At 59.4% G+C, this 26,671-nt stretch carries 23 protein-coding genes; 9 read left to right on the top strand and 14 right to left on the bottom strand.

Annotated elements, in window-relative coordinates; all coding sequences use genetic code 11:
- On the bottom strand, positions 1–903 hold the full coding sequence (gene nhaR / locus L8K08_RS25960) for a transcriptional activator NhaR (protein WP_145163373.1): 903 nt from the start codon (positions 901–903) through the stop codon (positions 1–3).
- A 134-nt stretch (positions 904–1,037) separates the two neighbouring features.
- Between nhaR and L8K08_RS25955 the strand changes: the two genes are divergently transcribed.
- The 4 genes from L8K08_RS25955 (at position 1,038) to mnmH (ending at position 4,299) form a co-directional block, all read left to right on the top strand.
- Positions 1,038–1,289: a hypothetical protein gene (locus L8K08_RS25955; RefSeq protein ID WP_145163375.1), complete on the top strand. Its 252-nt coding sequence runs from the start codon at positions 1,038–1,040 to the stop codon at positions 1,287–1,289.
- A 27-nt stretch (positions 1,290–1,316) separates the two neighbouring features.
- Positions 1,317–2,066: a TerC family protein gene (locus tag L8K08_RS25950; protein WP_242200921.1), complete on the top strand. Its 750-nt coding sequence runs from the start codon at positions 1,317–1,319 to the stop codon at positions 2,064–2,066.
- 95 nt (positions 2,067–2,161) lie between these two features.
- Positions 2,162–3,196 (top strand): selenide, water dikinase SelD, encoded by a 1,035-nt coding sequence (gene selD, locus L8K08_RS25945; RefSeq protein WP_242200920.1) that lies wholly within the window; start codon positions 2,162–2,164, stop codon positions 3,194–3,196.
- Entirely contained in the window at positions 3,196–4,299 is a 1,104-nt protein-coding gene (gene mnmH, locus L8K08_RS25940) for a tRNA 2-selenouridine(34) synthase MnmH (protein ID WP_242200917.1), read from the top strand. The genes selD and mnmH overlap by 1 nt, the downstream gene beginning before the upstream one ends.
- A gap of 129 nt (positions 4,300–4,428) precedes the next feature.
- Here mnmH and L8K08_RS25935 read toward each other — a convergent pair whose 3' ends face one another.
- Together L8K08_RS25935 and L8K08_RS25930 are read right to left on the bottom strand one after the other, a co-directional pair.
- The gene (locus tag L8K08_RS25935; RefSeq protein WP_106580111.1) at positions 4,429–5,484 is read right to left on the bottom strand and encodes a permease; all 1,056 of its coding nucleotides are present in this window, start codon (positions 5,482–5,484) and stop codon (positions 4,429–4,431) included.
- A 58-nt stretch (positions 5,485–5,542) separates the two neighbouring features.
- On the bottom strand, positions 5,543–6,244 hold the full coding sequence (locus tag L8K08_RS25930) for a histidine phosphatase family protein (protein ID WP_242200915.1): 702 nt from the start codon (positions 6,242–6,244) through the stop codon (positions 5,543–5,545).
- A 251-nt stretch (positions 6,245–6,495) separates the two neighbouring features.
- On the opposite strand from L8K08_RS25930, the gene L8K08_RS25925 reads away from it, so the two are divergent.
- The 3 genes from L8K08_RS25925 to hemB all read left to right on the top strand — a co-directional run bounded on the left by L8K08_RS25925 (position 6,496) and on the right by hemB (position 9,145).
- Positions 6,496–7,194 carry a glutathione S-transferase N-terminal domain-containing protein gene (locus tag L8K08_RS25925; RefSeq protein WP_242200913.1) on the top strand — a complete coding sequence of 233 codons (699 nt, stop codon included), beginning with the start codon at positions 6,496–6,498 and terminating at the stop codon, positions 7,192–7,194.
- Between the two features lie 17 nt (positions 7,195–7,211).
- Positions 7,212–8,054: a PhzF family phenazine biosynthesis protein gene (locus L8K08_RS25920; protein WP_242200911.1), complete on the top strand. Its 843-nt coding sequence runs from the start codon at positions 7,212–7,214 to the stop codon at positions 8,052–8,054.
- Between the two features lie 116 nt (positions 8,055–8,170).
- Positions 8,171–9,145, top strand: a complete 975-nt coding sequence (gene hemB, locus L8K08_RS25915) for a porphobilinogen synthase (protein ID WP_242200833.1) — start codon at positions 8,171–8,173, stop codon at positions 9,143–9,145.
- 127 nt (positions 9,146–9,272) lie between these two features.
- Here the strand turns inward: hemB and L8K08_RS25910 are convergent, their stop codons facing one another.
- The 3 genes from L8K08_RS25910 to L8K08_RS25900 all read right to left on the bottom strand — a co-directional run bounded on the left by L8K08_RS25910 (position 9,273) and on the right by L8K08_RS25900 (position 15,226).
- Complete coding sequence (locus L8K08_RS25910) at positions 9,273–9,620, bottom strand: hypothetical protein (protein WP_242201031.1); 348 nt, start codon at positions 9,618–9,620, stop codon at positions 9,273–9,275.
- A 16-nt stretch (positions 9,621–9,636) separates the two neighbouring features.
- A complete protein-coding gene (locus L8K08_RS25905) occupies positions 9,637–14,427 on the bottom strand; it encodes an RHS repeat-associated core domain-containing protein (RefSeq protein WP_242200831.1) in 4,791 nt (1,596 codons plus the stop codon).
- A gap of 184 nt (positions 14,428–14,611) precedes the next feature.
- Positions 14,612–15,226, bottom strand: a complete 615-nt coding sequence (locus L8K08_RS25900; RefSeq protein ID WP_242200829.1) for a LysE family translocator — start codon at positions 15,224–15,226, stop codon at positions 14,612–14,614.
- A gap of 146 nt (positions 15,227–15,372) precedes the next feature.
- Here L8K08_RS25900 and L8K08_RS25895 point away from each other — a divergent pair, with 146 nt between their 5' ends.
- Positions 15,373–16,458, top strand: coding sequence for a DUF1615 domain-containing protein (locus L8K08_RS25895; RefSeq protein ID WP_242200827.1), 1,086 nt, complete (start codon positions 15,373–15,375; stop codon positions 16,456–16,458).
- Between the two features lie 239 nt (positions 16,459–16,697).
- Here the strand turns inward: L8K08_RS25895 and L8K08_RS25890 are convergent, their stop codons facing one another.
- From L8K08_RS25890 to L8K08_RS25880, 3 genes are read right to left on the bottom strand one after another with little or no spacing between them, the layout of a single operon-like run.
- On the bottom strand, positions 16,698–17,879 hold the full coding sequence (locus tag L8K08_RS25890; RefSeq protein ID WP_242200825.1) for an acetyl-CoA C-acetyltransferase: 1,182 nt from the start codon (positions 17,877–17,879) through the stop codon (positions 16,698–16,700).
- Positions 17,880–17,890: 11 nt separating this feature from the next.
- Positions 17,891–18,550 carry a CoA transferase subunit B gene (locus tag L8K08_RS25885; RefSeq protein ID WP_017135011.1) on the bottom strand — a complete coding sequence of 220 codons (660 nt, stop codon included), beginning with the start codon at positions 18,548–18,550 and terminating at the stop codon, positions 17,891–17,893.
- A 31-nt stretch (positions 18,551–18,581) separates the two neighbouring features.
- Entirely contained in the window at positions 18,582–19,280 is a 699-nt protein-coding gene (locus L8K08_RS25880; RefSeq protein ID WP_058425579.1) for a CoA transferase subunit A, read from the bottom strand.
- A gap of 188 nt (positions 19,281–19,468) precedes the next feature.
- Between L8K08_RS25880 and L8K08_RS25875 the strand changes: the two genes are divergently transcribed.
- On the top strand, positions 19,469–20,371 hold the full coding sequence (locus tag L8K08_RS25875; RefSeq protein ID WP_242200821.1) for a LysR family transcriptional regulator: 903 nt from the start codon (positions 19,469–19,471) through the stop codon (positions 20,369–20,371).
- Between the two features lie 122 nt (positions 20,372–20,493).
- Here the strand turns inward: L8K08_RS25875 and L8K08_RS25870 are convergent, their stop codons facing one another.
- The 5 genes from L8K08_RS25870 to L8K08_RS25850 all read right to left on the bottom strand — a co-directional run bounded on the left by L8K08_RS25870 (position 20,494) and on the right by L8K08_RS25850 (position 26,661).
- Complete coding sequence (locus tag L8K08_RS25870; protein ID WP_242200819.1) at positions 20,494–20,823, bottom strand: hypothetical protein; 330 nt, start codon at positions 20,821–20,823, stop codon at positions 20,494–20,496.
- A gap of 611 nt (positions 20,824–21,434) precedes the next feature.
- Positions 21,435–22,283: an NAD-dependent protein deacetylase gene (locus L8K08_RS25865; RefSeq protein WP_242200817.1), complete on the bottom strand. Its 849-nt coding sequence runs from the start codon at positions 22,281–22,283 to the stop codon at positions 21,435–21,437.
- A gap of 8 nt (positions 22,284–22,291) precedes the next feature.
- Entirely contained in the window at positions 22,292–22,732 is a 441-nt protein-coding gene (locus L8K08_RS25860; protein ID WP_145163407.1) for a CBS domain-containing protein, read from the bottom strand.
- 132 nt (positions 22,733–22,864) lie between these two features.
- Positions 22,865–24,814 carry a DNA topoisomerase III gene (locus L8K08_RS25855; RefSeq protein ID WP_242200815.1) on the bottom strand — a complete coding sequence of 650 codons (1,950 nt, stop codon included), beginning with the start codon at positions 24,812–24,814 and terminating at the stop codon, positions 22,865–22,867.
- Positions 24,815–25,038: 224 nt separating this feature from the next.
- The gene (locus L8K08_RS25850; RefSeq protein WP_242200813.1) at positions 25,039–26,661 is read right to left on the bottom strand and encodes an MFS transporter; all 1,623 of its coding nucleotides are present in this window, start codon (positions 26,659–26,661) and stop codon (positions 25,039–25,041) included.
- Between the last annotated feature and the right edge of the window lie 10 nt (positions 26,662–26,671).

The following is a 26,671-nucleotide window of genomic DNA, read 5'->3' as shown; positions in this document are numbered from 1 at the left end:
TCAGGGCAGGGCGGTAAACAGCTCGCGTCTCGCCCCTTCGGTAATCGCCACAATGCCGGGGTGCTTGATTTTACGCTCCACCGAGATCGCGTAAAACGACTCGGTGACCGCATCGGTCTGGCCGATCAGCGCCACGCCATACTGGCGCACCACCTCATCGGCAATCACGCTGGGGGCAATAAAAATGCCGCTGCCGGATTGCCCGAATGCCTGCATCAAGGCGCTGTCGTCGAACTCGCCGATGATCTTCGGTTGGATCTGCTGCTCGGCAAACCAGCGCTGCAAACGGCTGCGCACCACCGTCTCGGCTCCCGGAATCAACAGCGGCGCGCCCTGCAAGCTTTGTGGAAAGTCGCCGCCATACCTGTCAGCCAATGCCTGGGTGGCGAAAAAACTGATACCGCATTCGCCCAGCTTCTGGCTGTAGCCCTTGATGTCCAGGTGTGTGGGCATGGGGCTGTCGGAAATCACCAGGTCCAGGCGCTGGATCGCCAGGTCGGCCAGCAGGCGGTCGAGTTTGTCTTCGCGGCAGGTGATGCGGATTGGCTCGCTCAGCTCCATGGTCGGCGCGATCAGCCGGTACACGATGGATTTAGGCACCACGTCCGCGACTCCGACCCGGAACAGGATCTGCTGTTCGTTGGGCTCTGCGCGCAACAGCGCCTCCAGCTCATTACCGGTCTGGAACATTTGCTCGGCGTAGGGCAGGGCGCGGCGCCCGGCTTCAGTGAGTTCGAGCTGACGCCCGACGCGCTGAAACAGCGCGATACCGAAGGTTTGCTCAAGCAGACTGATCTGACCGCTGATGGTCTGCGGCGTGAGGTTCAATTGCTCACAGGCGCGCACGATGCTGCCGGTCTTGGCCACCACCCAGAAGTAATGCAGTTGTCGGTAATTGAGCATCACGGTCTACACTTCGTAAAAAACGAAGTATATGTCAAAAAAATACGAATTTTCCTGAACTGTCCGCCTGCATAGAATGCCTCGCTATCGAGGGGCCACCATTTGGACCCGCTGGTTCTAACGAGGAATACATGATGAAACTCAATTCCCTGGGCGCCGCATCGTTGCTTGCGCTTTCATTGGTAGTGGTCAGCGGTTGTGATCAGGTTGAAAAGAGCGCCCAGCAAGTGCTGGGCAAGGCCACCGAATCTGCCAAGCAAGCCATCGATGAAACCCACAAGGCTGCCGAACAGGCATTGAGTGAAGCGACGCAAGGCTTGATCAGCCCGGAAAAAAACCAGGAACAGAACGAAAAAGAATCTGAATCGGGCAGCAAAGAAGCCTAATTTCCCGCACAACGTCAGGACTGACCTATGGATTACCTCTTACAACTGGCCTCCAGCCCCACCGCCTGGATCGCACTGGCTACCTTGATCGTGATGGAAATCGTGCTGGGCATCGATAACCTGATCTTTATCTCGATTCTCACCAACAAATTACCCGAGAAGCATCGGGCCAAGGCACGCCGTATCGGTATCAGCATGGCGTTGGTACTGCGCCTGGGCTTGTTGAGTACCATCGCGTTTATCGTGCAGTTGACGGCGCCGGTGTTCGAAATCTTCGGCCAGGCGTTTTCGTGGAAGGACATGATCCTGATCGCCGGTGGCCTGTTTCTGGTGTGGAAGGCGACCACCGAAATCCATCACAGCATGGACCCGGAGCCGGAGGCGAAAGAAACCGTCAGCAATGCCGTGACCATTGGCTTTGCCGCGGCCATCGGCCAGATCCTGCTGCTCGACCTGGTGTTCTCCATCGACAGCATCATCACCGCCGTGGGCATGACCGAGCACTTGCCGATCATGATCATTGCGGTGGTGGTTTCGGTGATCGTGATGCTGGTGGCGGCCGAACCGCTGGCCAAGTTCATCAACGACAACCCGACTGTGGTCATGCTGGCCCTGGGCTTTTTGATCATGATCGGCATGACGCTGATCGCCGAAGGCTTCGGCGCCCATGTGCCAAAAGGCTACGTGTATGCGGCCATGGCGTTCTCGGCAGCGATTGAGTGCTTGAACATCGCACGACGCAATCGCCACCAGCGTTTGCTCGCCGCGAGGCAGTAACGCCAGAAACACACAAAGCCGGCTGAGCGCACAAGCGCCCAGCCGGCTTTTTGCTGTCTGATAGAATCCGCGCACTTGTTACCTTGAGGTCCACCATGAACGAGCCGATTCGCCTTACCCAGTACAGCCACGGCGCGGGTTGCGGCTGCAAGATTTCACCGCAGGTGCTGGAAGTGATCCTTGCCGGCAGCGGCGCGCAGAACCTCGACCCCAACCTGTGGGTCGGCAACGCCTCGCGCGACGACGCGGCGGTGTACGCCATCGACGACGAGCGCGGCGTGGTCTCCACCACTGATTTTTTCATGCCGATTGTCGATGATCCCTTCGACTTCGGCCGTATCGCCGCCACCAACGCGATCAGCGACATCTACGCCATGGGCGGCGACCCGTTGATGGCCATCGCCATTCTGGGTTGGCCGGTGAATGTACTGGCGCCGGAAGTTGCCCGCGAAGTCATCCGTGGCGGCCGTTCGGTGTGCGACGCCGCCGGTATTCCGTTGGCCGGTGGGCACTCCATCGATGCGCCGGAGCCGATCTTTGGCCTGGCCGTCACCGGCATCGTGCAAAAACGCCACATGAAGCGTAACGACACTGCCACTGCCGGCTGCAAGCTGTACCTGACCAAGCCTCTGGGCATCGGTATCCTGACCACCGCCGAAAAGAAGGGCAAGCTGCGCGAAGCGGATATCGGCCTGGCCCGTGACTGGATGTGCACGCTCAACAAACCTGGCAGCCAGTTCGGCAAGTTGGCCGGCGTAACCGCGATGACCGATGTCACCGGTTTCGGTCTGTTGGGTCACCTGGTGGAAATGGCTGGCGGCAGTGGTCTCACGGCGCGCATCGAATACCAAAAGGTCCCACGCCTGGCCGGGATCGAGGACTACCTCGACCAAGGCTGCATGCCCGGTGGCACCTTGCGCAACTTCGACAGTTATTCGAGCAAGCTCGGGCGCCTGCAGGAACTGCACAAGCGCGTGCTGTGCGATCCGCAAACCAGCGGCGGCTTGCTGATTGCCGTTAGCCCTGAAGGCGACGCCGAATTCCACACCGTGGCCGCCGAACTGGGCCTGAGCCTTGAGCCCATCGGCGAACTGGTTGAGCGACAGACCCACGCGGTAGAGGTGTTTTGATGGCAACTGACATCATCGACTACCGCGACATCTTCCTCAACGACCGGCCAATGATGGATACCCGCGCGCCGATCGAGTTCACCAAAGGCGCATTCCCCGGTGTGGTCAACCTGCCGCTGATGACCGACGACGAGCGCCAGCGGGTCGGTACCTGTTACAAACAGCAAGGCCAGCAAGCCGCTATCGTGCTGGGGCATGAACTGGTGTCCGGGGCGATCAAGGCCGAGCGTATTGAACAGTGGGCGCAGTTTGCCAAGGCCAACCCTGAGGGCTATTTGTACTGCTTTCGCGGTGGGCTGCGTTCGCAGATCGTGCAGCAATGGTTGAAGACCGAAGCCGGTATCGAGTACCCGCGAGTCGGCGGTGGCTACAAGGCCATGCGTACTTTCCTGCTGGAAACGCTGGAGCAGGCGACTGCGCAGTGTGATTTTGTACTGCTTGGCGGCATGACCGGCACCGGCAAGACCGAAGTGCTCGGCCAATTGCGCAACGCATTGGACCTGGAAGGCCACGCCAACCATCGCGGCTCCAGCTTTGGCAAGCGCGCCACCGCGCAGCCGTCCAACATCGACTTCGAAAACCGCTTGGCTGTGGACCTGCTGAAAAAGCGCGCGAGGGGTATCGAGCAATTCGTGGTCGAAGACGAAAGCCGCATGATCGGCAGTTGTGCGCTGCCGTTACCCTTGCACCAGAGCATGCAGACGTTTTCGATGGTGTGGTTGGAAGACAGCGTTGAAGGCCGCGTAGAAAGAATCCTGCGTGATTATGTGGTCGACCTCTGCGCCGAATTCATTCAAGTATTTGGCGAAAACGGTCAGGCACTGTTCGCCGAGCGCCTGACCCAGAGCCTGGCCAATATCCATAAACGCCTGGGTGGCGAGCGCTTCCAGCGGCTGCAGGCGATCTTGCAGGATGCCCTGGCGGAACAGGCCCGCAGTGGTGCCGTGGACCTGCACCAGGTGTGGATCGAGGGTTTGCTGCGCGAGTATTACGACCCGATGTATGCCTTCCAGCGAGAACGCAAAGGCGCGCGGATCGAGTTTGCGGGCGAGCAGGGCGCCGTGGTGGAGTACTTGCGCGAGCGCAGTGGCAAGTCAGAATAATCAGCGGCGGTTAAGGGCCTCTTCGCGAGCAAGCCCGCTCCCACATTTGACCGTGTTTATCCTGTAGGAACGTGGTCGAGATGTGGGAGCGGGCTTGCTCGCGAAAGCGCCCTGAACCTCACCCGAACTCTACAGGATGACCGCCCCGATCAACCCGCATACCACGCCCACCACCATGGTCAGCACGGCCACCGTTACCAGCACCCGCGCATCGAAATCCTTGCGCAGCATCAACAGGGACGGCAGGCTCACGCTCGGCAGTGTCATCAGTAAGGCGACGGCCGGGCCGGTGCCCATGCCCAGGGTCATCATGGTTTGTACGATAGGGATTTCGGCGGCCGTAGGAATCACGAACAGCGTGCCGACGATTGCCAGTGGCACCAGCCACATCAGGCTGTTGGCCATGGCCCCATCGACATGGGGAAACAGCCAGACCCGCGCGGCGCCCAGTACCAGCACGGCAATGATGTAGATCGGGATCGTGCTCCAGAACAGCTGCCACAGGGTACGCAACCAACGGCTCAGGAACGGTTGCGATTCGCTCAGGCTGGCGTCGGCGACCGCGTTCAATGCGGCTTCGGGCACTTGATCGGGCCGGGCAATCCGCTGTGCCACCAACGACACCCCGACCACCAGCACAATCCCCGCCACCAGCCGCAATGCGGTAAAGCCCCAGCCCAATACAAAGCCCATGAACACCAGCGTCGCCGGGTTCAACACCGGGTTAGCGATCCAGAACGCCAACGCTGCACCCACCGACACGTTTTGACGGCGCATGCCCGCCGCCACAGGTGCTGCGCAGCAACTGCACATCATCCCCGGCAGGGCGAACAGCCCACCGCGCAGGGTCGAACCCAGCCCGGCGCGGCCAAACAGGCGCAGCAGCCAGTCACGGGGAATCAACACTTGCAGCAGCGAACCCAGAATTACCGCCAGCACGGCAGCTTTCCAGATCGCCAGGAAATACACCTGGGCGTAGGCCAGCGCGGCCGTCAGGGGCGCGGTTTGCTGGTCATTGAGAATCGAGGCGCCGATGCTGTGGTTATCCGCCGCGACGAATGCCTTGAGGTAGTAGGGCGACCACTTCACGTAGTAGAGGCCAATGCAGGCCACCAGCAGGAACAGCGCTGGTTTCCACCAGAATGACCAGCCCCGGTTAGGCTGGGTGGAGAGGAGGTTGGGCATGGTGCTGATCCGCAGATGATTCAATAGCGACGCATCATACGCTTGTGCCGCGCCGGCTTCAGATATCTGCGCTGACCTGAGTTGCATCCGGGCATGTCTGCAGGCCGTTATCCAGGCCTTGCTTGTAGTTGCGGCTCAGCAGCGACGCCTTGCCGTTGTGCCAGGTCAACGTCAGTACATACAGCGTGTCGAAGTCACTGCCCGACCAGTCTTCGGTGATGGTGTGTTTTTCGCCCGAAGCCTCACTGGCCACTTTGTTGATCAGCTCCGGCAGGTAGCCGTGCGACCAGGCGGTGTAGATGATCGCGTTGTGATATTTGTCTTCCACCAGTTCGTCGGCGAGTGCGCTGGTGTCGTTGGCCGAGAACTTGATGTTCACTGGCAGGCCCAGCTTGATCGCGCTGGGGCTGATGGTCATCAGCGGCCGAATGTAGCTGTAGGAATTATCGTGCTCGCCTTCCTCGACATTACGCGTCGGGTTAGGCGCAAACACGAAGTTGGCTTTGCCGAATTTCTCCGGCAGCACGGTGGCCAGGTTCATCGCGCGGTTCAGGCCCTGGCAATTGAGCTGGCCGAGGCCGCCGACGGGTTTTTCGCCGTGGCGCAGGAATACCAGGGTTTGCACGCCATCCACCGGGCCGGCGCTGCTGATGCGCGACTCCAGGCTCAGGCCGATGGCGCCGCCTGCCAACAGCAGCGGCAGCATGATGTACGAATAACGTTTAAGGCGTTGCGCAAGGCACAGAGGCTTGATTGTCATTAGGTTCGAGTCTTCAGTGCATCGGATTAAGGCGGACAAGCCGGGACCCAGCGACGCATCCGGCGTCCTGCGGTTTTTCCGTGTCGTTGTAACAGGGTGTCTCCTTTCACCGTAATGGCGCACTTAAGAGTGCGTATCGGCATTTTGGTTCGCCTGCGCGCACGATAGCGTGGTTATGTTGCGCAATGATGACCCATGCAGGACGGCGTTGGGGTGGCTATCATGGGGGCTTTCCGCCTGGGGATTTCCCGATGAATGCACTCGCCGCTTTCCCGATCAACAGCAAATGGCCCGCCCAGCATCCGGAGCGTTTGCAGCTGTATTCGCTGCCCACGCCCAACGGCGTCAAAGTGTCGATCATGCTTGAGGAGCTGGGCCTGCCCTACGAAGCGCACAAGGTCAGTTTCGAAACCCAGGACCAGTTGTCCCCGGAATTTCTGTCCCTGAACCCCAATAACAAGATTCCCGCGATCATCGACCCCAATGGCCCGAGCGGTCAGCCGCTGGCGTTGTTCGAATCCGGTGCGATCCTGATTTATCTGGCGGAAAAAACCAGCCAGCTGCTTTCCGAAGACCCGGCCACTCGCTATGAAACCCTTCAATGGCTGATGTTCCAGATGGCCGGTATCGGCCCGATGTTCGGCCAGGTCGGTTTCTTCAACAAATTTGCCGGCAAGGCCTACGACGATAAACGTCCGCGTGATCGCTACGTCGCCGAGTCCCGGCGATTACTGGAAGTGCTGGAAAAACGCCTGCTGGGCCGCACCTGGATCATGGGTGACGAGTACAGCATCGCCGACATCGCCACCTTTCCGTGGATTCGCAACCTGATCGGCTTCTATGAGTCCGGCGATCTGGTCGGCATCGCCGACTTTCCTAATGTGCTGCGCGCGCTGGACGGCTTTGTCGCACGTCCGGCGGTAATTCGTGGTTTGAACGTACCTGCGTGACCCTAGAGCGTCGAAGTATGCCGACCTTTGATTTCAAGCAACTGGATGTATTCAGCAGCGTTTCGCTCAAAGGCAACCCACTGGCGGTGGTGCTGGGCGCTGACAGCCTCACTGACCAGCAGATGGCCGATTTTGCTAACTGGACCAACCTGAGCGAGACCACGTTTTTGCTGACGCCGCGTGATCCTCGGGCTGACTATCGGGTAAGAATTTTCACCACGCTCAAAGAGCTGCCGTTCGCCGGGCACCCGACGCTGGGCAGTTGCCATGCCTGGCTGCGGGCGGGCGGCGTACCGAAGGGCGACGAGATCATCCAGGAGTGCGAAATCGGCCTGGTGCGTGTCCGTCGTGAAGGCGGCGAGTTGGCGTTCATTGCGCCACCGTTGTTGCGCACCGGCCCGGTGGATGCACCTCTGCTTGAGCGCGTGCGCCTGGGGCTGGGCCTGGCGCCCGAAGCCATCGTGAGCAGTCAATGGGTCGACAATGGCGCGGGCTGGCTGGCGGTGATGTTGGCTGATCGTGACCAAGTGCTTGCTTTGCAGCCGGACTACTCGCAATTGCATGGTCTGGCGATTGGCGTCATCGCAGCTTGCGACCCGGTGCGCGACGCCGTGGACACGCACTTCGAAGTCCGCGGCTTTATCGCCGGCGACGGCGCTCAGGAAGACCCCGCCACTGGCAGCCTGAATGCCGGCATTGCCCAATGGTTGTTGAGTGAGGGGCTGGCGCCCGACTGTTACGTGGTCAGCCAAGGCACGGCCATGGGGCGCGCCGGGCGTATACGCGTCGAGCGCCACGGCGATGAAATCTGGGTCGGTGGTGCCGTTGCAGTGTGCATCGACGGGCGAGTACAGCTCTAGATCAATGAATTGTTACGGGCTGCGCAATACACTATTGGCCCCTTGGCGTTTGTGCTGCCGGGGCCAAGGGGCATAAGCTTTCGCCCCAACTATTTCTGCCGCTATTCAGGACAGCCATGACCAGCCAGTTCCCCCAAGCCCGTCCACGCCGCCTGCGCCGCTCTGCGGAGCTGCGTGGCTTGTTCCAGGAAACCGAATTCACCCTCAACGATTTGGTACTGCCGATTTTCGTCGAAGAAGAAATCGACGACTTTGTGCCGATCACCAGCATGCCGGGTGTGCAGCGTATTCCTGAAAAGAAACTGGCCGCTGAGATCGAGCGCTATGCCCGCGCCGGGATCAAGTCAGTGATGACGTTCGGCGTGTCCCACCACCTGGACGCCAACGGCAGCGACACTTGGAAAGAACGCGGCCTGGTCTCGCGCATGTCCTCGATCATCAAGGACGCCGTGCCGGAAATGATCGTGATGTCCGACACCTGCTTCTGCGAATACACCGACCACGGCCACTGCGGCGTGATGCACGGCGCCCACGTCGACAACGACGCGACCCTGGTCAACCTCGGCAAACAAGCCGTGGCCGCCGCCCGCGCCGGTGCTGATGTGATCGCACCGTCTGCCGCGATGGACGGCCAGGTCCAGGCAATTCGCCGCGCCCTGGACGACGCTGGCTTCACGCATATTCCGATCATGGCCTACTCCACCAAATTCGCCTCGGCCCTCTACGGCCCGTTCCGCGAAGCCGGCGGCAGCGCGCTCAAAGGCGACCGCAAAAGCTACCAGATGAACCCCATGAACCGCCGCGAAGCCGTGCGCGAATCGCTGCTCGATGAGCAGGAAGGCGCAGACGCGCTGATGGTCAAGCCAGCCGGCGCCTACCTCGACATCATCCGCGACATCCGCGAAGCCTCGCGTTTGCCGGTGGCGGCGTATCAGGTGAGTGGTGAGTACGCGATGATCAAGTTTGGTGCCCAGGCAGGGGCGATTGATGAGGCGCGGGTGGTGCGCGAGACGTTGGGGTCCATCAAGCGCGCGGGGGCGGATTTGATTTTTACTTACTTTGCGATGGATTTGGCGTTGGCGGGGATTTAATTCCGGTCGGTGACCCTGTGGCGAGCGGGTTTGTTCGTCACGGGCCTGGGATTGCTGTAAAGCACCGCGCTGGCAAACAATGAGCGTTGCGAGATGATGTTGAGGTTATAAAAAACAATCGAGGCTTTCAATGTGTGCTTCTGTAATCCGTAAGACGGTTCAAGAGTATCTGCATGAACGCTCTTTGATCGTATACAGGTTTGCTGAAGTAAGTTGCCATCGTTTTAAATACAGAATCGAAGCTGTCGTTGATAGATAAGTAGTGGTCGATCGAATCGATAAACCACTCCTGTTCAATCTTTGTATATGACAAAAACTCAGGTTTGGTCAACTCATCAAATAGCTCTGAAAGCTCCTTTTCATTATTTATATCTTTTGATGCAATAAGCTTTTCTCTTTCTAGATCGTCAGTATTTTCAATATCATAGGTAAATAATAAGCCGCGAATTATTGACATGCTGGGTTCTTTTTTCACACTTTTCATGGTTTTCTCACTCCGTATATGCTGTTTTAGGGTTGCCTTGGCTGTTGAGTATTACTCGGGCGTTGCGCTTTTGGCCATACTGCATGCCATCGGCGGAATATCCATCGCCAATTACCCTCCCCATGTTCATGGGTCTCAATGATGCGGCATGACCGTTTCTTCTGAAAATGAGCTGTGCTCTAAATATAGCGTTCAATTGATCCTTATGACTGAGATATCGAGTCGCGGCAGGTGGATATTTAGGCTGACCTATATTCGGACCTGATGTATAGACTTCGATAATTCCTGTTGTCGGGTTTCTTGCTGTTTGGAGTCTTTCCAGTTGAGATTCGAGTGTTGTCTGGGCGCCGTGTTTTTCCAAGAAATGCGCGCCTGGTGTCAATTTCTCTAGCTCATCCAATCGCCTGTACGCGTTTGCCTCTGTAAGTTCATCAATCCTCGCCTGTCGCTCTGCACGCGACATTTGTGGTGTTGCTGGCTCTGCGTGGTTAACGCCTACCGGCGGCTTTTTGTCGATAATACTTGGCGCGCAGCCATCCCCGCCGGGGCATGTATTCAATCCCAGTGGATCGACCCACCCCGTAGGGTTCGGCGCGTACCGGTACGCGTTGATCCCACCCGCCAGCTTCACCGGGTCGGGCGTCAGGTAACGACCAATATCTGGATTGTAGTAGCGATGGCGGTTGTAGTGCAGTCCGCTTTCCGGGTCGAAGTATTGACCCTGGAAACGTAGCGGGTTATCGATTTTGTTGATGTCTAGGCGGCTGATCTGGCCATAGGCGCGGTAGTGCGCAGACCAGATGATTTCGCCGTCCGGGGCGGTGAGTTCCTGCGGGGTGCCAAGGTGGTCGAGTTGGTAGTGGAACGGCTGGATGTTTTTCGGACCAAAGCCCTCCAGCAGGACCAGCGGACGGAAACTGTCCGGCTCGTAGATATAACTGCGATGACGATCCGCGTGATGCTCCGCAACCAGCTTGTCGCCTTGCCAGAAAAACTCCGTCGTTATGTCGTCGACGGTTTTGCTGATGCGCCGACCAAACGGGTCGTAGCAGTAGCTCGCGGTTTGGCCATTGGGTTGAGTGATACCAATCAACCGATGCTGGCAGTCGTAGCGGTACTCGGTAACGAGCTGGTGGCCCTTACCGCGCCTTTGTCGGATCAGATTGCCGAACGCGTCATAGTCGTAATGATGATCGCCCCGCATCACCAACCGATTTCCCGCCACGATGTCCGGACTGGGGCGGTCTTGCATCAGCAGGTTGCCCGCCGGGTCATGGCCGAATCGCTCTTGCACGTCTTGCGAGTGATCGGCTCGAGTCAGGCGGGCGAGGGGGTCGTAGTGGTAATGGTGATCGCCTTTGCGCGTATCTAGCAGGCGGGTCAGGTTGCCGGATTTGTCGTAGTCGTAGTGGCGGCGGTAGAGGTCATGGTTTTCTTGAGTTACCGCGTGGGCGTGGAGGCGGTGTTGCTTGTCGTAGTGGTAGTGGCTGAGCAGTTGGCTTTGTTGGCGCTGGCGTTCGCGGCCGGTTTTGAACAGGTGGGACGTTAAGGTTTTGCCGTTCAGTTCGACGGTGGCGAGGTGGCCGCTTTTGTCGTGGTTGAAGGTGACGCGGTTGTTGTCCGGCAGGCGCAGGTTTTTCAGCTGGCCGCAGGCGTCGTAGCCGTAGCGTAAGGTGCCCCAGCCTTGGTGGTCGGCGATGAGGCGGTTTTGGCTGTCGTACTCGTAGGCTAACGCCCAGTGGCCGTCGTCGACGCTGAGGAGGTTGCCTTGGCGGTCGTAGGCGTAATCGATCACTCCACCGTCTGGGAGGGTTTTTCGTACGAGGCGGCCGGAAGGATCTCGCTCATAGCGGGTGACTAACTGACTGCCATCGTCGCCGTGCTCGGTTTTCTCCAGCAGGTTGCCGTTGAGGTCGTAGACGTAGGCCGTGCGCTGACCGTCAAAGCCGATTTCCTGCTGGATCAGACCGTTGGGGTGGTAATCCAGCCGGTAGGTCTCGCCGACTTCATTTTCGATCTCGGTCAGCAATAACCGCACGTTGTCGTAGCGGTAGTTAACTTGGGTGCCATCGGCGTTGAGGCGGCGGCTGACCAGGTGCAAACCGTCGGCATATTCGTAGCGGGTGACATGCCCCAATTCGTCACGTTCGGAGGTGATCTTTCCGTAGGGGTTGTAGCTGTATTCTCGCGCTGCACCGCCTGGAAGTACGACACGAACCAACCGGCCCACAGCGTCCCATTGATACTGCGTCAGCGCGCCATGCTCATCCTCGCGCGCAACTTGCCGCCCTAGATCGTCATAGCGATAACGCTTAACCCCACCATTTGGCAGCTGTTCCTCAACAAGCTGCCCACGCTCATTCCAAACCAGCCGATGACACCCGTTATCCGGATACCAAACCCCAATCAGCTGCCCGTATTTGTCGTACGTGTAGTCCGTAATGTGGCCGTCAGGATCTGTCTGACGCGTAACATCGCCTTGGTCATTACGCTCATACTTCCAAACCGCCTCACCCCGCCGTACAACCCGTACGAACCCGTTGTCATGCTCGTAGGATGTCGGTTCATCCTCCCCCGGAAACAACGCCACCAAACGTCCGGCTTCGTCGTACTGATACGCCGTCACCGCCCCCAGCGGATCCTGCTCGACCGTCAGCCGACCCTTGTCGTCGTAGGATTTGAAATGCTCCGCACCGTCCGGATCAATCCGCTGCACCAGCCGCGCGCGCTGGTCGTGGACATACACTTCCTGGCTGTCATCGACGTTGTGAACCGTAACCCTGCCGTTGTCATCCCAGGCATAGCGCGTGTCCATCTGCGAAAAACTGGCCCAATGCCGAACACAGCGCGCGGCCTTGCCAGCCCGTTCCCACGCCCAAAAGAAACTCGCCCCACCGGCCAGTTGCCGCTCAAGAATGACGTGCTGATCGTCGTACCGATAAACCTCACTTTCACCTACAGCATTGGTCGCGGAAACCAGTCGCCCAGCGTCGTCATAGGCGTAGGAAACGACGTTTTGCTCCGTCACCCACACATACGGCTCATGCCCTTTGGCGCGATGAACCTGATAGTCCACCGCCACAATGCGACCGAGTTCATAGCGCAAAAAAAGCGACCGGCCCGCGCCGTTATCCAGCCGCTCAATCCGGCCCAAACGATCACGAGAAATCCGCAGCCGGTTGTCATACGCATCGCTGATCGCCGTCAGCACACCGTCGCGGAAATGGTAGAAACGTGACGCCTGAGCCAGCACCAACTCATCGGGCAGGGCGCCCAAATAGATCGCGGCCTCGGCCAAGCTGTTGGTGATTGCCGGTCGGTCAGCAGTAGGCAAGGGCAGGGCAGTAGAGCGATTCTCATGATCCGTCCAAACCACCGAATCACCCGTCACCACCAGCCTTTGCGCCAGCGCATGACTCCAGCCAAACCCCAACCCGCAATCCACTTCCACCGCACTGGTGCGATACAACCGCGTCCACTCAAACGGCAAAATCCCGTCTAGAGCGCCATCAGTGAGGGTCAGCAATTCTTCGCCGGTGACCATCGACACCGGGCAGCCATTGGTGGCGGTTTTGTCGGCAGGCGCCGCCGCATCTCCCTGGGGATTCTTCGCAGCAACAGGCACATCATCGACGTGTTCCTGGCGCACCAACGCGGTCTGCTGTTTCTTGGTACGAACCGCCGGCACTGGGTTGGAAACCAACTGATCCCCAGCCTTCAACGGTGCAACCGGCACCGTCTTGATTGGGGTTGCGGCACTCCGTCCCAGCAACGGCTTAACCACCTTGGCATGCGGCTCCAACCGGGGCATCACCAGCTTTTTAGCCAGCAACTCCAACAACTCCGACGTCCGCTCAGACTTGATATGCCCCAGCACCTTCGTACCCAGGCGCACCGCCACACCCACGCCTGCTGTCGCCCAAATCAGCAGCAGGTTGATCAACACCTCGCCAGTGATTTCCCCCATCAATTCATGCATTTCTTTCGGCGGCAGCATGCGCATCCAGCTGACCATTGCCGACACGTAAATGAACAACAATGGCTCATCGCTGAGCACCAGCAGGCCGTTGGCGATTGCGTCGTTGCCGAGCTTCAGCAGTTCATCAAGTTCAGTTTGGGAGATGTATTGCAGCAACTTCTCGCTGCTGGGCTTGATGTCCGCCAGTAAATCAACCAGTTGAGTTATGTTGTCCCACAGGCTGTGAAGCGCTTTGCCCATGCCACTTAGAAACGCCGTTTCCACCATCCTGCGCTGGTCTTGCGCGATAGCGTCCGTAAAGTCTTTCCAACGTGCCTCAAGCGTGCTGTTCCATTCGTCGCGCAGGCGCGCTTCCAGTTCCGCGATCACCGACTGATAAGACGCATACAGCGCCTTGACGTGATCCTTGGAAACGTTGGGATAAAAACTGATTCGGTACTGCTGGTTGCGATCACACTCGGTGATTTCAAGAATGCCGCTGGGGCCGATGGTTTTGTGGATCGGCTCGCCCAGCGGGCCACCGTTGGGGTTGACGCGTTGCAGTATCACCGGCGTATCGCCGATGGGCACAAACTGCGTGCTTTGGAACATGTGCACCAGGGTCAACGTGCCGTTGGCCTGGCAGGTGGCGACGGTGCTGCTGGGAAAAATGGAGGGGGCTATGGGCGCGACCAGCGTCACTTCATCGCCAACCTTGAACACCTGCTCGACATCCAGCGCCGAAAAGCTCCAGAAGCTTAAAGCCCAGTCGTCAAAGGTGTTCAGGCAGCCCCGGAAATCACGTAAGACGCCTTCAACATCCGGCGCTTTGACGTCCATGGGCCTCAGGGCCAGCCGGCCAATAGCCGGGTTCAAGCGACAGCCCCGTCAATACGTGTTCCAACACAAAAAACCATCTGCAATCCCTCGCGCTGTGTGATCAGGCGAAGGACTTTGCCGAGGTTTTCAGGTGGTATCTGTAGAGCTTATCCGGGTGTTGCGTGGGATGTTTCGGTAGTCCTTGTCAGCGCTGCGCAAATGCCAGGTTCAAGCCCAACCCTGCAAAGGCTGCCGCAAAACTTCGGCGCAGCCAGTTCTGCACGCGCGGCGATTCGATCACGGCGCGGCGAAAGCCATTGGCCAACAAGCCATAGATGACGAAAACCGCAAACGTCATCGCCATGAATGCTGCGCTCAGTACCAGCATTTGCACGGCGGGCGAGATGTTGCCTGGGGTAACGAACTGGGGCAGAAAGGCCAGGAAGAAAATTGTCAGTTTGGGGTTGAGGATGTTCAACAGGAAACCACGGATCATCAGGCCGCGCGCTGTGGTTGCAGTCGGTGCGTCATTCATCGCGAAGGCCGAGCGATCACGCCAGGTGGCGTGGGCCAGGTAGAGCAAGTAGGCAACGCCCGCATACCTGAGCACTTCAAACGCCAACGCGCTGGTGTGCAGCAGGGCGGAGAGGCCGAGCACCGATGCCAGCAAGTGGGGCAGGATGCCAGCGGTACAACCCAGCGCAGCAAATACGCTGGCGCGCTTGCCGGCGGTGAGGCCGGTGGAGACGGTAAAGATCACACCGGTGCCGGGGATCAGCACGACGATCAGGCAGGTGACGAGGAAGTTCACACTGAGCATGGCATTCAAACTCCTTGTAGGAATGGTCGATGACAGATCCTGTCACGTTAGTTTGTGATTGGCGAGTACGGCAGGTCGGCGAACCCCGGTTAGACTTACCTGTCGATATCCGCAATGCCCGGCCCGTCGTTACCCAAGGAAGCCCCATGTATTCAAGCCGCCTGATCCTGTGCCTCACCACGTTGCTGGTGCTGGCCGGTTGCTCCACTTCACGCAGTCCGCAACAGCCGGAGCGTAGCGAGGCCGAGGTGAAAGCGCAGATCGTGCGCCTGCTGCCGGCGACGGTGCCGGACCGTGGTGGCTGGGCACAAGACATCTACACCGCCTTAGACACTCAGAAAATCTACCCCAGCACCGAAAATATCTGTGCTGTGCTGGCAGTCACCGAGCAAGAGTCCACCTATCAGGTCGACCCGCCGGTGCCAAACATGGGCAAGATCGCCCAGGATGAAATCCTGCGCCGTGCCGGCAAGGTCCATGTGCCGGCCTTTGTGGTGCGCAGCGCACTGCAATTGCGCTCGCCTACCGGCAAGTCCTACGCCGAGCGTTTGAGTGCTGCACGCACGGAGAAGGACCTGAGTGGAATCTTTGACGATTTCATCAGCGTGGTGCCTCTGGGTAATACCTTATTTGGCGGTTTCAACCCGGTGCATACCGCAGGCCCGATGCAAGTCAGCATCGACTTTGCACAGAAACAGGCGCGGGGTTATCCCTACACGGTGGACGGCACGATTCGCCGTGAAGTCTTCACGCGGCGCGGCGGCATGTATTTCGGCATCGCCCACTTGCTGGGCTACCCGGTCAGTTATGACCAGCCGCTGTACCGCTTTGCTGACTTCAACGCCGGTTGGTACGCCAGCCGCAATGCCGCGTTCCAGGCCGCCGTCAGCCGCATTACTGGCACCGAGCTGGCGTTGGATGGCGACTTGATTCGCTATGGCTCATTGTTGCCGGGCACCACTGAGTTGGCGGTGCGCTCCCTGGGGGCCAAGTTGGACATGCGCAATCCGACCATCCGTAGCCAGTTGGAGAAGGGTGAGCAATTGGACTTTGAGGAGACCACCCTCTACAAACGCGTATTCGCGCTGGCTGATAAAGCGGCCGGCAAGCCAATGCCACGGGCGATACTGCCGGGCATCGTGCTGAAAAGCCCGAAGATCACCCGCAACCTGACCACCGCGTGGTTCGCCAAGCGCGTGGATGACCGGTATCAGCGCTGCATGAAGCGCTGATTATTGTCGCTGGCGGGCGTGTCGTGGCGAGCGGCTTGTTGTGGCGATCGGGCTTGTTGTGGCGATCGGGCTTTCTGTGGCGAGCGGGCTTGCCCCGCGTTGGGCTGCGAAGCAGCCCTCAGTCAGCAGAACGCGGTATGTCAGTCATCACTCGGTGCCTGGTTCTGGGGCCGCTTCGCAGCCCAACGCGGGGCAAGCCCGCTCGCCACAACGGGCCTTTGCTCATGTTGCTCTTTGAATCAGTTGCGTTCTAGTGCAAGGGCTACGCCCTGGCCGCCACCGATGCACAGCGTCGCCAGGCCTTTCTTGGCGTCGCGCTTGATCATTTCATGCAGCAAGGTCACCAGCACGCGGCAACCCGAGGCACCGATCGGATGGCCGATGGCGATGGCACCGCCATTGACGTTGACCTTCTCTGCGTCCCACTCCAGCTCTTTGCCCACCGCCAAAGATTGCGCGGCGAAGGCTTCGTTGGCTTCGATCAAGTCAAGGTCGCCCAGGCTCCAGCCGGCTTTGTCCAGGCAGCGGCGAGTGGCTGACACCGGGCCGATGCCCATGATGGCTGGATCGACGCCGGCGTTGGCGTAGCTGGCGATACGCGCCAACACAGGCAGGCCGAGGGCTTTGGCCTTATCTGCACTCATCAACAACACTGCAGCGGCGCCGTCGTTGAGGCTGGACGCGTTGCCGGCAGTGACGCTGCCGTCTTTCTTGAATGCAGGTTTGAGTTTGGCCAGGGATTCGGTGGTGGTACCGGGGCGCGGTTGTTCATCCACGGCGAAGGCCACTGGGTCGCCTTTGCGCTGGGGGATCAGGATCGGGGTGATCTCATCCACGAACCGACCGGCTTCAATAGCCGCAGCGGCTTTCTGCTGGGAAGCGGCGGCGAACGCGTCCTGGGCTTCACGGCTGATGCCGTACTTGTCCACCAGGTTCTCGGCGGTGATGCCCATGTGGTAGTCGTTGAACGCATCCCACAGGCCGTCGGTGATCATGCTGTCGATCATCTTGGCGTGACCCATGCGCAAACCGGTGCGCGCAGCAGGCAATACGTACGGCGCCAGGCTCATATTCTCCATGCCGCCGGCAATGATGACCTCGGCGTCGCCGCAACGAATCGCCTGGGCGCCCAGGTGCAGGGCCTTGAGGCCCGAGCCGCAGACCTTGTTCAGGGTCAGCGCTGGTACTGCGTGGGGCAGCCCGGCGAGGATCGAGGCCTGGCGCGCAGGGTTCTGACCACTGCCGGCGGTGAGTACCTGGCCGAGGATCACTTCGTCCACTTGCGCCGGGTCGAGGCCGGTCTGCTCCAGCAGGCGACGGATCACGGCGGCGCCCAGTTCCGGTGCCGGGATACTGGCCAGCGAACCTTGAAAGCTGCCCACGGCGGTGCGGGTGGCAGCAACAATCACGACGTCTTGCATGGAATCTGTCCTCACTGGAAGTGCATTTCTGGAACGTGGTCCGGGACGATCAGTTTACCGGCGGTCTTGCTCACAATCTCTTCAACGCTGACGCCAGGTGCGCGTTCCTTGAGGACAAAAGCGCCATTTTCGATCTCGAGGTAAGCCAGGTCCGTCAATACACGCTTGATGCACTTGGCGCCGGTCAGCGGCAGGCTGCACTGGCTGAGCAACTTGGACTCACCGTCCTTGGACGCGTGGGTCATGATCACGATGATGTTTTCTGCACCGGCCACCAGGTCCATGGCGCCGCCCATGCCTTTGACCAATTTGCCGGGAATCATCCACGAGGCGATGTTGCCTTGGACGTCCACTTCAAACGCGCCGAGCACGGTGAGGTCGACGTGGCCGCCGCGAATCATCGCGAAGGACTCGGCAGAGGAGAAGATCGAGGCGCCAATGCGTGCCGTCACGGTCTGCTTGCCGGCGTTGATCATGTCGGCATCGATGGTTTCTTCGGTCGGAAAAGGGCCCATGCCGAGCAGGCCGTTTTCCGATTGCAGCATCACTTCCATGCCTTCGGGAATGTAGTTGGCCACCAGGGTCGGAATGCCGATGCCGAGGTTGACGTAGAAACCGTCCTGCATTTCGCGTGCGACGCGTTGAGCCATTTGTTCGCGGGTAAGAGCCATTGTTTGTCTCCTTATTATTTGGGCTGGCGGATTATTTGCGGACAGTGCGCTGTTCGATGCGCTTCTCGAAGGTGCCGCAGATGATCCGGTCGACGTAGATGCCTGGGGTGTGGATCTGCGCCGGGTCCAGCTCGCCCGGTTCGACGATTTCTTCAACTTCGACCACGGTGATCTTGCCGGCGGTGGCGGCCAGCGGGTTGAAGTTCTGGGCGGTGTGGCGGTAGATGACGTTGCCGAAATGGTCGGCTTTCCAGCCTTTGACGATGGCGAAGTCACCGGTGATGGACTCTTCCATCAGGTAGGGGCGGCCATTGAATTCGCGGGTTTCCTTGCCTTCAGCTACGGGGGTGCCGACGCCGGTGGCGGTGAAGAAGGCCGGGATGCCGGCACCGCCTGCGCGCATTTTTTCTGCCAGGGTGCCTTGGGGCGTCAATACCACTTCGATTTCGCCGCTGAGCAGTTGCTTCTCGAACAGGGCGTTTTCACCGACGTAGGAGGCGATCACTTTGCTGATCTGCTTTTGCTCCAGCAGCACGCCGAGGCCGAAACCATCGACGCCGCAGTTATTGGAGACCACCGTCAAGTCGCGGGTGCCTTTGCGCTTGATCTCGGCGATGAGGTTTTCCGGAATGCCGCACAGACCAAAACCACCGGAGAGCACGGTCATGCCGTCTTCCAGGCCCGCCAGTGCTTCTTCATAGGACGCCACGCGTTTATCGAAACCTGCCATATGCACCTCTTTTATTGTGTGTGGGCCAGCCAATGACACGAGTGTTGCGCCGACGGATTGATTTGTTAAGTTGTTTTTTAAGGTTGATTGGTTTGAAAAACAGCATAATCGGCGTTAAGCCGCATACTTAAAGCATAGACATGCGGCAACCTCACTTGCAGCATTTGACTGGCAGCGTGGAGCTTCCTATGACCGTTAAACAGATGCGTGCCTTTCTCGCCGTGGCCCAGAGCCTGAGTTTCGCCGCTGCTTGCGAGCGCCTGCACCTCTCTCAATCGGCGCTGAGCCTGACCATCAAAGGGCTGGAGGAGGGTTTAGGTGGGCGCTTGTTCAGCCGCAATACGCGCAATGTCGCGCTGACGCCTGAGGGTGAGTCGTTGCTACCTCTGGCGCGTCGCTTGATCGCCGATTGGGACAACGCCGAGGACGAGCTGCGCCAGCGTTTCACCCTCCAGCGTGGCCGGGTCACCGTGGCGGCGATGCCGTCGTTTGCGGGCAACTTGCTGCCACCGATCCTGAAGATATTCCGTGCTCGTTACCCGCAGGTGAACGTGACGGTGCATGACCTGATCAACGAGCAGGTGCTGGAGATGGTGCGTGACCGTCAGGTGGAACTGGGGGTGGCGTTCGAGCCGTCCGAGGGCTCGTCGCTGGCGTTCACCCCGTTGTACCTGGACCGGTTTATTGCGGTAGTGCCCGGAGATTCACCGTTGGCCCAGCGAAGCGAAATCGACTGGCAAACCTTGTTGGAGCAGCCGTTCATTACCCTGCAGCGGCCTTCCACGGTACGGGTGATGCTCGAGGAGCACCTGGGCGCGCTGCAAATGAAATTGCCGGTGGCGCTGGAGAGCCATCAATTGGCGACGGTGGGCAAGATGGTTGCCGATGGCCTTGGCGTCAGCGCCGTACCCGCGTTGTGCGCGAAACAGATGGAAGAGGCGGGCGCCCATTGCATCACGTTGAGCGATCCGGTGATCGAGCGACCGATTGGTGTGTTGACCAAGCCGGGCCATGAATTGTCGGCAGCTGCGCAGGTCTTGTTCGATATCTTTCGCGATGAAGCCGCTAAAGGCCGATTCCCATCGTTTTGATTACGACGCAAAACAAATGTGGGCGCTGGCTCATCGGCAATGGCTATTTAAAACTCAACATTAACGTTGAATATTAAACCGCTATTGCCGACGGGCCAGCGCCCACAGTGGTCGAGTATTACTTAGTAGTAGCGGTCGATTACTTTAACGTTCGAGCTGTCTTTGAAAGATGCCCAGGCAGTGTTAAGTGTGTCGAATACCTGTTCGATAAAGTTTTGATCCGCAGCCGCCTTCTTGCCGACATAACCCTGGCCGCGGCGGTACATTTTCAGGCGCGCCGCCAGGTTACGGTTATTTTTATCGAACTCTTCCTCAAGGGTGTGGGGCGCCACGCAGTCGATATGGACTTGACCCGATTTTTCGACCCACAGGATATGGTCGTCGAGTGTGTCTTTCTGCGCTGCGAACATCTCAGCCAATTCATCGATAGTTGGTTGGTTGTTCAGATTCATAATGTAAGCCCCTTGACCAGTTGGCGATCTATCAGTTGATTCCGTTAAAACTGCTTAGTTGTCTCCGGCTCAGAAAGCCGGGCGTCAGTGACTGTCTGCCGAATACGGGCAGGGTCTTGAACCTGATGCATGTAGTTTTGCTGATGAGCGGCTACGCAATGGTTTCATAGCGAAGACAAGCAGCGTTTTAGCTTCTTGTACCGATCCTTGCGGGCCGGTCAGCTTCATCAATCTGCCTTGTGGGCAGTGCACATCCGGAAAAAACAGCTCGGCGGTCAGACGAGCTTGTTCAAAACACGTGTTACCAACGCTCCCGATCCGGGAGACGTCTCGATAATGCAAGGGTAAAAAGGTTACGTCAACGGTTATGTAGTGATTTTTTTCGAGCACTACATAAATCGTTGTAGGGACGGGGGAATGCGGAAAAACGTGACTTGGGCGTCATTTTTTGTGCGGTTGGTCGAAGGGGGCGAGGTCATCAATTCAGTATGGAAACCTGTGGGAGCGGGCTTGCTCGCGAAGGCGGTGGGTCAGCCGGAACGCTTTTGACTGACGCACCGTCTTCGCGAGCAAGCCCGCTCCCACACGCAGCCCTGTTCACATTGTTGGTGCTACTGGCTCAATCGCTCGACCAACAACGGCAGCAACCGCTCGCAGGACGCCTCGATCTTCACCTGCAACAGCTCATCCCCGCGTGTCTTGCCCAGGTTGATGGCAATCACCGGCTTGCCTTGCTCCACCGTCGCCTTGCACAGGCGAAACGCCGAATAGGCCATCAGCGAAGAGCCCACCACCAGTAACCCCTCAGCCTGCTGTACCGCGGCCATTGCTTTGGCCGCCGTGGCCTGGGCGACGTTCTCACCAAAAAACACCACATCGGGCTTCAGCCGTTGGCCGTTGCAGTGCGGGCAGTGAGGGACTTGAAAGCGTTCTTCAAAGGCAGGATCGAGCAGCGTATCGCCGTCGGGCGCCTGCACGGCATCGACGCCGGCCAGGTAGGGGTTCTGATCTTCCATCACCCGCTGGATCACATCGCGCTCGCTGCGCTGCTGGCAATCCAGGCACAGCACTCGATGCAAACTGCCATGCAGCTCGATCACATCATGGCTACCGGCCTGGTCATGCAAGATATCGACGTTCTGCGTGATCAGCCCGCTGATGCGTTCGCGTTGTTGCAGCGTGGCCAGCGCCAGGTGAGCCTTGTTCGGCTGCGCGACCCGCACCCGTGGCCAACCCAGCATCGCCCGCGCCCAGTAGCGGCGCCGCGCTTTCGGCGTGGCCAGGAATTCCTGGTACATCATCGGTGACTTGCCCCGGCGTACGCCTTCGCTGTCGCGATAATCAGGAATGCCCGACGACGTGCTGATGCCCGCACCGGTCAGCACCACAAAGCGCCGTTCGGCCATCGCCCGGTGCAGGGTATCGAGGTGGTCTTCTTGATGTTCCAGCGTGTCGAGCATGGGGTCCCCTATTCGCCGCGGATGTACTGCTCCAGTTGTTTGATCAGATCAGCCTGCTCGGCAATGGCTTCCTTGACCAGGTCACCGATGGACAACAGGCCGATCAGCTTGCCATCTTCGACCACGGGCAGGTGGCGCAGGTGACCGTCCGTCATGATGTTCATGCACTTGTCGACGCTCTGGTGAGTATCGACGGTAATCACTGGCGAGCTCATGATTTCACTCACGGCAGTGGTCGCGGAGGAGCGGCCCTTGAGGATCAGCTTACGTGCGTAATCCCGTTCACTGATCACCCCCACGACTTTGCCTTCGTCCACAACCGGCAAGGCGCCGACGTTTTTGGCAGCCATCTGGATCAATGCCTCCATCACCGTCTGGTGCGACTTGATGGTGTGGACCTCCTGGTTCTTCTGGTCCTTGGCTTTGAGCACTTGTGCGACGGTTTTCATGGCGGCCACTCCGGTGTTGTTGTTAGGAAGTCAGCAGGTCCCTTACAGAATCCTAGACGGGCTACGGGGCTGCAAGGTCCAAAGCGGCGTTAAACCCGTCGAAAAACGTCATTCGCTGGATTTTTTCCTCTTTCACCCGGCATTTGTCGGCTTTTTCCCCCGCTTGGTACCGGCCGTTGTCTTGCGTGGCGCCGTCTTGCGCTTCTTTTTCCATGGCGTGGCGCCTCGGCCTGCCGGGCTGGCTGGGCCGGTGATGGTCATGCGCATACCATTGCAGCGCGCCACTTGCTTGCTCATCCACGCCGCTTGCTTGGCGACGAATTCTTCCAGGCTCATTTCACCGCTTTGCACCATGTCCAGCGCCTGTTCCCAGATCGCAGTGGTGCCTGGGTCGGCAATGGCTCGAGGTACGGCGTCGATCAGGCTGAATGCGGCCGGAGTGGCCGAGAGTGCCTTACCGTTTTTGACCAGGTAACCACGGTCCAGCAGCCCCTGGATAATTCCGGCGCGGGTGGCCTCGGTGCCGATGCCGGTGGTGTCCTTGAGTTTTTGCTTGAGCAGCGGGTCTTCCACCAGCTTGGCGACGTTTTTCATTGCCTTGATCAGGTCGCCTTCGGTGAAGAGTTTGGGCGGCTGGGTCCACAGGTCTTTGAGATTGACCTTGGCCACCGCGTAGTCCTGGCCCTGCACCAGCGTCGGCAAGGCTTGCGGCGCGGGTGCCTCGCGCCCCTTTGCCGGGACCAGTGCTTCGGGCAACGCGCGTTTCCAGCCTGGCTCGATGACAACCTTGCCGACTGCGCGCAACGCTTGGCCTGCGCAGTCGAAATCCGCCTGGGTGCGATCGTATTCATGGTTAGGCAGGAACTGCGCCAGGTAACGTGCGCGAATCAGGGTGTAGACCGCACGGTATTTACCAGTGAGCTGCCCCACATCCTTACCGGCCCCGGTAGGAATGATGCCGTGGTGCGCGCTGACCTTGGCGTCGTTCCAGGCCCGCGAACGGCGCTGGGGATCGATGTGCGGCATCAGCTCGTTCACTGCCGGGTCCGCACGCCCCAACGCAGCTAAAATCTTCGGCGCCTCGCTGTGCTGGCTCAACGGCAGGTAGCCGCAATCACTGCGTGGGTAGGTGATGACCTTGTGGGTTTCGTAGAGTGACTGGGCGATATCCAGGGTTTCCTGGGCACCGAGCCCCAGTTTTTTGGAACAGATTTCCTGCAGGGTACCCAGATCGAAGGGCAGGGGCGCCACCTCGCGCATGCGCTCGGTGCGCAACTTCACCAGCCGCGCAGTGGCGGCGTTGCGCATGGCATCGGCAGCGTCGCGGGCCAACTGCGGGTTAAGGCAGCGGCCCTGGTCGTCACACGCATCATCCGTGGCGCGCCATTGGGCGGTGAAGGTCATGCGCTCATGGCGCAGATCGACATCGATGGCCCAATAAGCCACCGGCACAAAGTCGGCGATGCTGCGGTCGCGGTCCACTACCAGGCGCAAGGTTGGCGTCTGCACCCGGCCCACCGGCAACACGCCTTGATAGCCGGATTGGCGCCCGAGCAAGGTAAACAGACGGCTCATGTTCATACCGATCAGCCAGTCGGCGCGCGAGCGGCCCAAGGCCGAGTGATACAGGCTGAAAGTTTCGGCGCCCGGCTTGAGCGCGGCCAGGGCTTTGCGAATGGAGGCGTCATCCAGCGCCGACAGCCATAGCCGCTGGATCGGCCCGCGATAACGGCAATGCTCGACCAGCTCCCGGGCGATCATCTCGCCCTCACGGTCGGCGTCGGTGGCGATCACCAGGTCCTGGGCTTCTCCCAGCAAACGCTTGACCGCCTTGTACTGGCTGGCGGTCTTGGGCTTGACCTGCATCTTCCATTTTTCCGGGACGATCGGCAGATCGGCCAGCACCCAGCGCTTGTATTTGGCGTCGTAGGCATCGGGCGGGGCGGTTTCCAGCAGGTGGCCGATGCACCAGGTGACCGTGACCCCATTGCCCAGCCAGCAACCGTCGCCGCGCCGGCTGGCGCCGAGCACGGCCGCGATATCTTTGGCCTGGGAGGGTTTTTCACAGAGGTACAGCCGCATGGTCATCACGTCAGATCGGGTTGATGCCTTGCAGGATGCTGAGTCAGAGGGATTTGAGCAACCATTATCTGTATGGATGTACAGCAAAGTGTGTGAGTGCCACAAATCAAAAGTGGGAGCGGGCTTGCTCGCGAAAGCGGTGGATCAGTCAACGAATGTGTCGACTGGCACACCGCCTTCGCGGGCAAGCCCGCTCCCACAAGGGGTCTTAGGCGTCTTGAAGATCAGTTGCTATTGATGTCCACGTTTCGGGTTTCTTTGAGGCAGAACAACCCCACGATCAGACTCACGCCAGTCACCACCACCGGGTACCACAGGCCATAGAAAATGTCGCCGGTGTACACCACCAGGGCAAATGACACAGTCGGCAGGAAGCCGCCAAACCAGCCGTTACCGATGTGATAGGGCAGCGACATCGAGGTGTAGCGGATACGCGTCGGGAACAGTTCCACCATCAACGCTGCCAGTGGGCCGTAGCACATGGCGGCGATCAGGATCAGCACCACGATCAGCACCACCACCATGACCTTGTTGACCTGAGCCACATCCGCTGAAGACGGGTAGCCGGCGAGTGTCACCGCACCGCGCAGGGCCGCTTCGTCGAAACCGTCGATGCGCACGTCACCCACGCTTACCTGCACCGGGCTGCCGGCCGGGGCCGCAGAACTGCTGTACGGCAAGCCTTGCTTGACCAGGAAGGTCTTGACCTTGTCGCACGGGCTGTCAAAGCGCGCCTTGCCCACCGGGTCGAACTGAAAGGTGCACGTGGCCGGGTCGGCCAGCACGATAATCGGCGCCTGATGGCTGGCCTGGTCCATCGCCGGGTTGGTGTAATGCGCCAGGCCCTTGAAGATCGGGAAGTACAGGGCGGTAGCCAGCAGCAGACCGAGCATCAGCACCGGTTTGCGCCCGATTTTGTCAGACAGCCAGCCAAACAGAATAAAGAACGGCGCGCCGATCACCACGCTGATAATCAGCAGCATGTTGGCCAGCGCCGGGTCCATTTTCAGGAATTGGGTGAGGAAGAACAGCACATAGAACTGCGCCGCGTAGAACGTCACTGCTTGCCCGCCGTTGATGCTGAACAGCGCGATCAGCACCACTTTGAGGTTTTCCCATTTGCCGAAGGACTCGCGGATCGGCGATTTGCTGGCCTTGCCTTCCTCTTTCATTTTCAAAAACGCCGGCGACTCGTGCAGGCTCATGCGGATCCAGGTGGAAATGCCCAGCAGCACGATGGAAAACAGGAACGGAATCCGCCAGCCCCACACTTCAAACTGGTCGCCGGTGAAGTAACGGCAAGCCAGCACCACCAGCAGCGACAGCAGCAGGCCGAGGGTGGCGGTGGATTGAATCCAGCTGGTGTGCAGGCCGCGTTTGCCGGCCGGCGCGTGCTCGGCCACATAGGTGGCTGCGCCGCCGTACTCACCGCCCAACGCCAGGCCTTGCAACATGCGCAGTACGATCAGGATGACCGGCGCGGCAATGCCGATGCTGGCGTAGGTCGGCAGCAGCCCGACACAAAATGTGGCCACGCCCATCAGGATGATGGTGACGAGAAAGGTGTACTTGCGTCCGATCATGTCACCCAGGCGACCAAATACCAGCGCGCCGAACGGCCGCACCACGAAGCCGGCCGCAAAGGCCATCAAGGCAAAGATGAACGCCGTGGTGTCATTGACCCCGGCAAAGAACTGTTTGCTGATCACGGCCGCCAGAGCGCCGTAGAGGAAAAAGTCATACCACTCGAACACCGTCCCCAGAGACGAGGCGAAGATGACTTTTCTTGATTCGCTGCCGGTGCTCGCACGAACGGCCGAGCCCAGGGGTTGAGCATGTTCTGACATCGGGTAACCC

The organism is Pseudomonas sp. TREG-RG-20F-10-E-6-01 (assembly GCF_022662455.1).
Classification (GTDB): Bacteria; Pseudomonadota; Gammaproteobacteria; order Pseudomonadales; family Pseudomonadaceae; genus Aquipseudomonas.
The sequence above is the reverse complement of the archived record's forward strand: the minus strand, read 5'-3'. Positions and strand labels throughout refer to the sequence as shown.

What these genes read in the sequence shown, in the direction of transcription:
- nhaR (WP_145163373.1), bottom strand. Translation starts at nt 903, where the DNA reads ATGCTCAATTACCGACAACTGCATTACTTCTGGGTGGTGGCCAAGACC.
- L8K08_RS25955 (WP_145163375.1), top strand. Translation starts at nt 1,038, where the DNA reads ATGAAACTCAATTCCCTGGGCGCCGCATCGTTGCTTGCGCTTTCATTG.
- L8K08_RS25950 (WP_242200921.1), top strand. Translation starts at nt 1,317, where the DNA reads ATGGATTACCTCTTACAACTGGCCTCCAGCCCCACCGCCTGGATCGCA.
- selD (WP_242200920.1), top strand. Translation starts at nt 2,162, where the DNA reads ATGAACGAGCCGATTCGCCTTACCCAGTACAGCCACGGCGCGGGTTGC.
- mnmH (WP_242200917.1), top strand. Translation starts at nt 3,196, where the DNA reads ATGGCAACTGACATCATCGACTACCGCGACATCTTCCTCAACGACCGG.
- L8K08_RS25935 (WP_106580111.1), bottom strand. Translation starts at nt 5,484, where the DNA reads ATGCCCAACCTCCTCTCCACCCAGCCTAACCGGGGCTGGTCATTCTGG.
- L8K08_RS25930 (WP_242200915.1), bottom strand. Translation starts at nt 6,244, where the DNA reads ATGACAATCAAGCCTCTGTGCCTTGCGCAACGCCTTAAACGTTATTCG.
- L8K08_RS25925 (WP_242200913.1), top strand. Translation starts at nt 6,496, where the DNA reads ATGAATGCACTCGCCGCTTTCCCGATCAACAGCAAATGGCCCGCCCAG.
- L8K08_RS25920 (WP_242200911.1), top strand. Translation starts at nt 7,212, where the DNA reads ATGCCGACCTTTGATTTCAAGCAACTGGATGTATTCAGCAGCGTTTCG.
- hemB (WP_242200833.1), top strand. Translation starts at nt 8,171, where the DNA reads ATGACCAGCCAGTTCCCCCAAGCCCGTCCACGCCGCCTGCGCCGCTCT.
- L8K08_RS25905 (WP_242200831.1), bottom strand. Translation starts at nt 14,427, where the DNA reads ATGGACGTCAAAGCGCCGGATGTTGAAGGCGTCTTACGTGATTTCCGG.
- L8K08_RS25900 (WP_242200829.1), bottom strand. Translation starts at nt 15,226, where the DNA reads ATGCTCAGTGTGAACTTCCTCGTCACCTGCCTGATCGTCGTGCTGATC.
- L8K08_RS25895 (WP_242200827.1), top strand. Translation starts at nt 15,373, where the DNA reads ATGTATTCAAGCCGCCTGATCCTGTGCCTCACCACGTTGCTGGTGCTG.
- L8K08_RS25890 (WP_242200825.1), bottom strand. Translation starts at nt 17,879, where the DNA reads ATGCAAGACGTCGTGATTGTTGCTGCCACCCGCACCGCCGTGGGCAGC.
- L8K08_RS25885 (WP_017135011.1), bottom strand. Translation starts at nt 18,550, where the DNA reads ATGGCTCTTACCCGCGAACAAATGGCTCAACGCGTCGCACGCGAAATG.
- L8K08_RS25880 (WP_058425579.1), bottom strand. Translation starts at nt 19,280, where the DNA reads ATGGCAGGTTTCGATAAACGCGTGGCGTCCTATGAAGAAGCACTGGCG.
- L8K08_RS25875 (WP_242200821.1), top strand. Translation starts at nt 19,469, where the DNA reads ATGACCGTTAAACAGATGCGTGCCTTTCTCGCCGTGGCCCAGAGCCTG.
- L8K08_RS25870 (WP_242200819.1), bottom strand. Translation starts at nt 20,823, where the DNA reads ATGAATCTGAACAACCAACCAACTATCGATGAATTGGCTGAGATGTTC.
- L8K08_RS25865 (WP_242200817.1), bottom strand. Translation starts at nt 22,283, where the DNA reads ATGCTCGACACGCTGGAACATCAAGAAGACCACCTCGATACCCTGCAC.
- L8K08_RS25860 (WP_145163407.1), bottom strand. Translation starts at nt 22,732, where the DNA reads ATGAAAACCGTCGCACAAGTGCTCAAAGCCAAGGACCAGAAGAACCAG.
- L8K08_RS25855 (WP_242200815.1), bottom strand. Translation starts at nt 24,814, where the DNA reads ATGCGGCTGTACCTCTGTGAAAAACCCTCCCAGGCCAAAGATATCGCG.
- L8K08_RS25850 (WP_242200813.1), bottom strand. Translation starts at nt 26,661, where the DNA reads ATGTCAGAACATGCTCAACCCCTGGGCTCGGCCGTTCGTGCGAGCACC.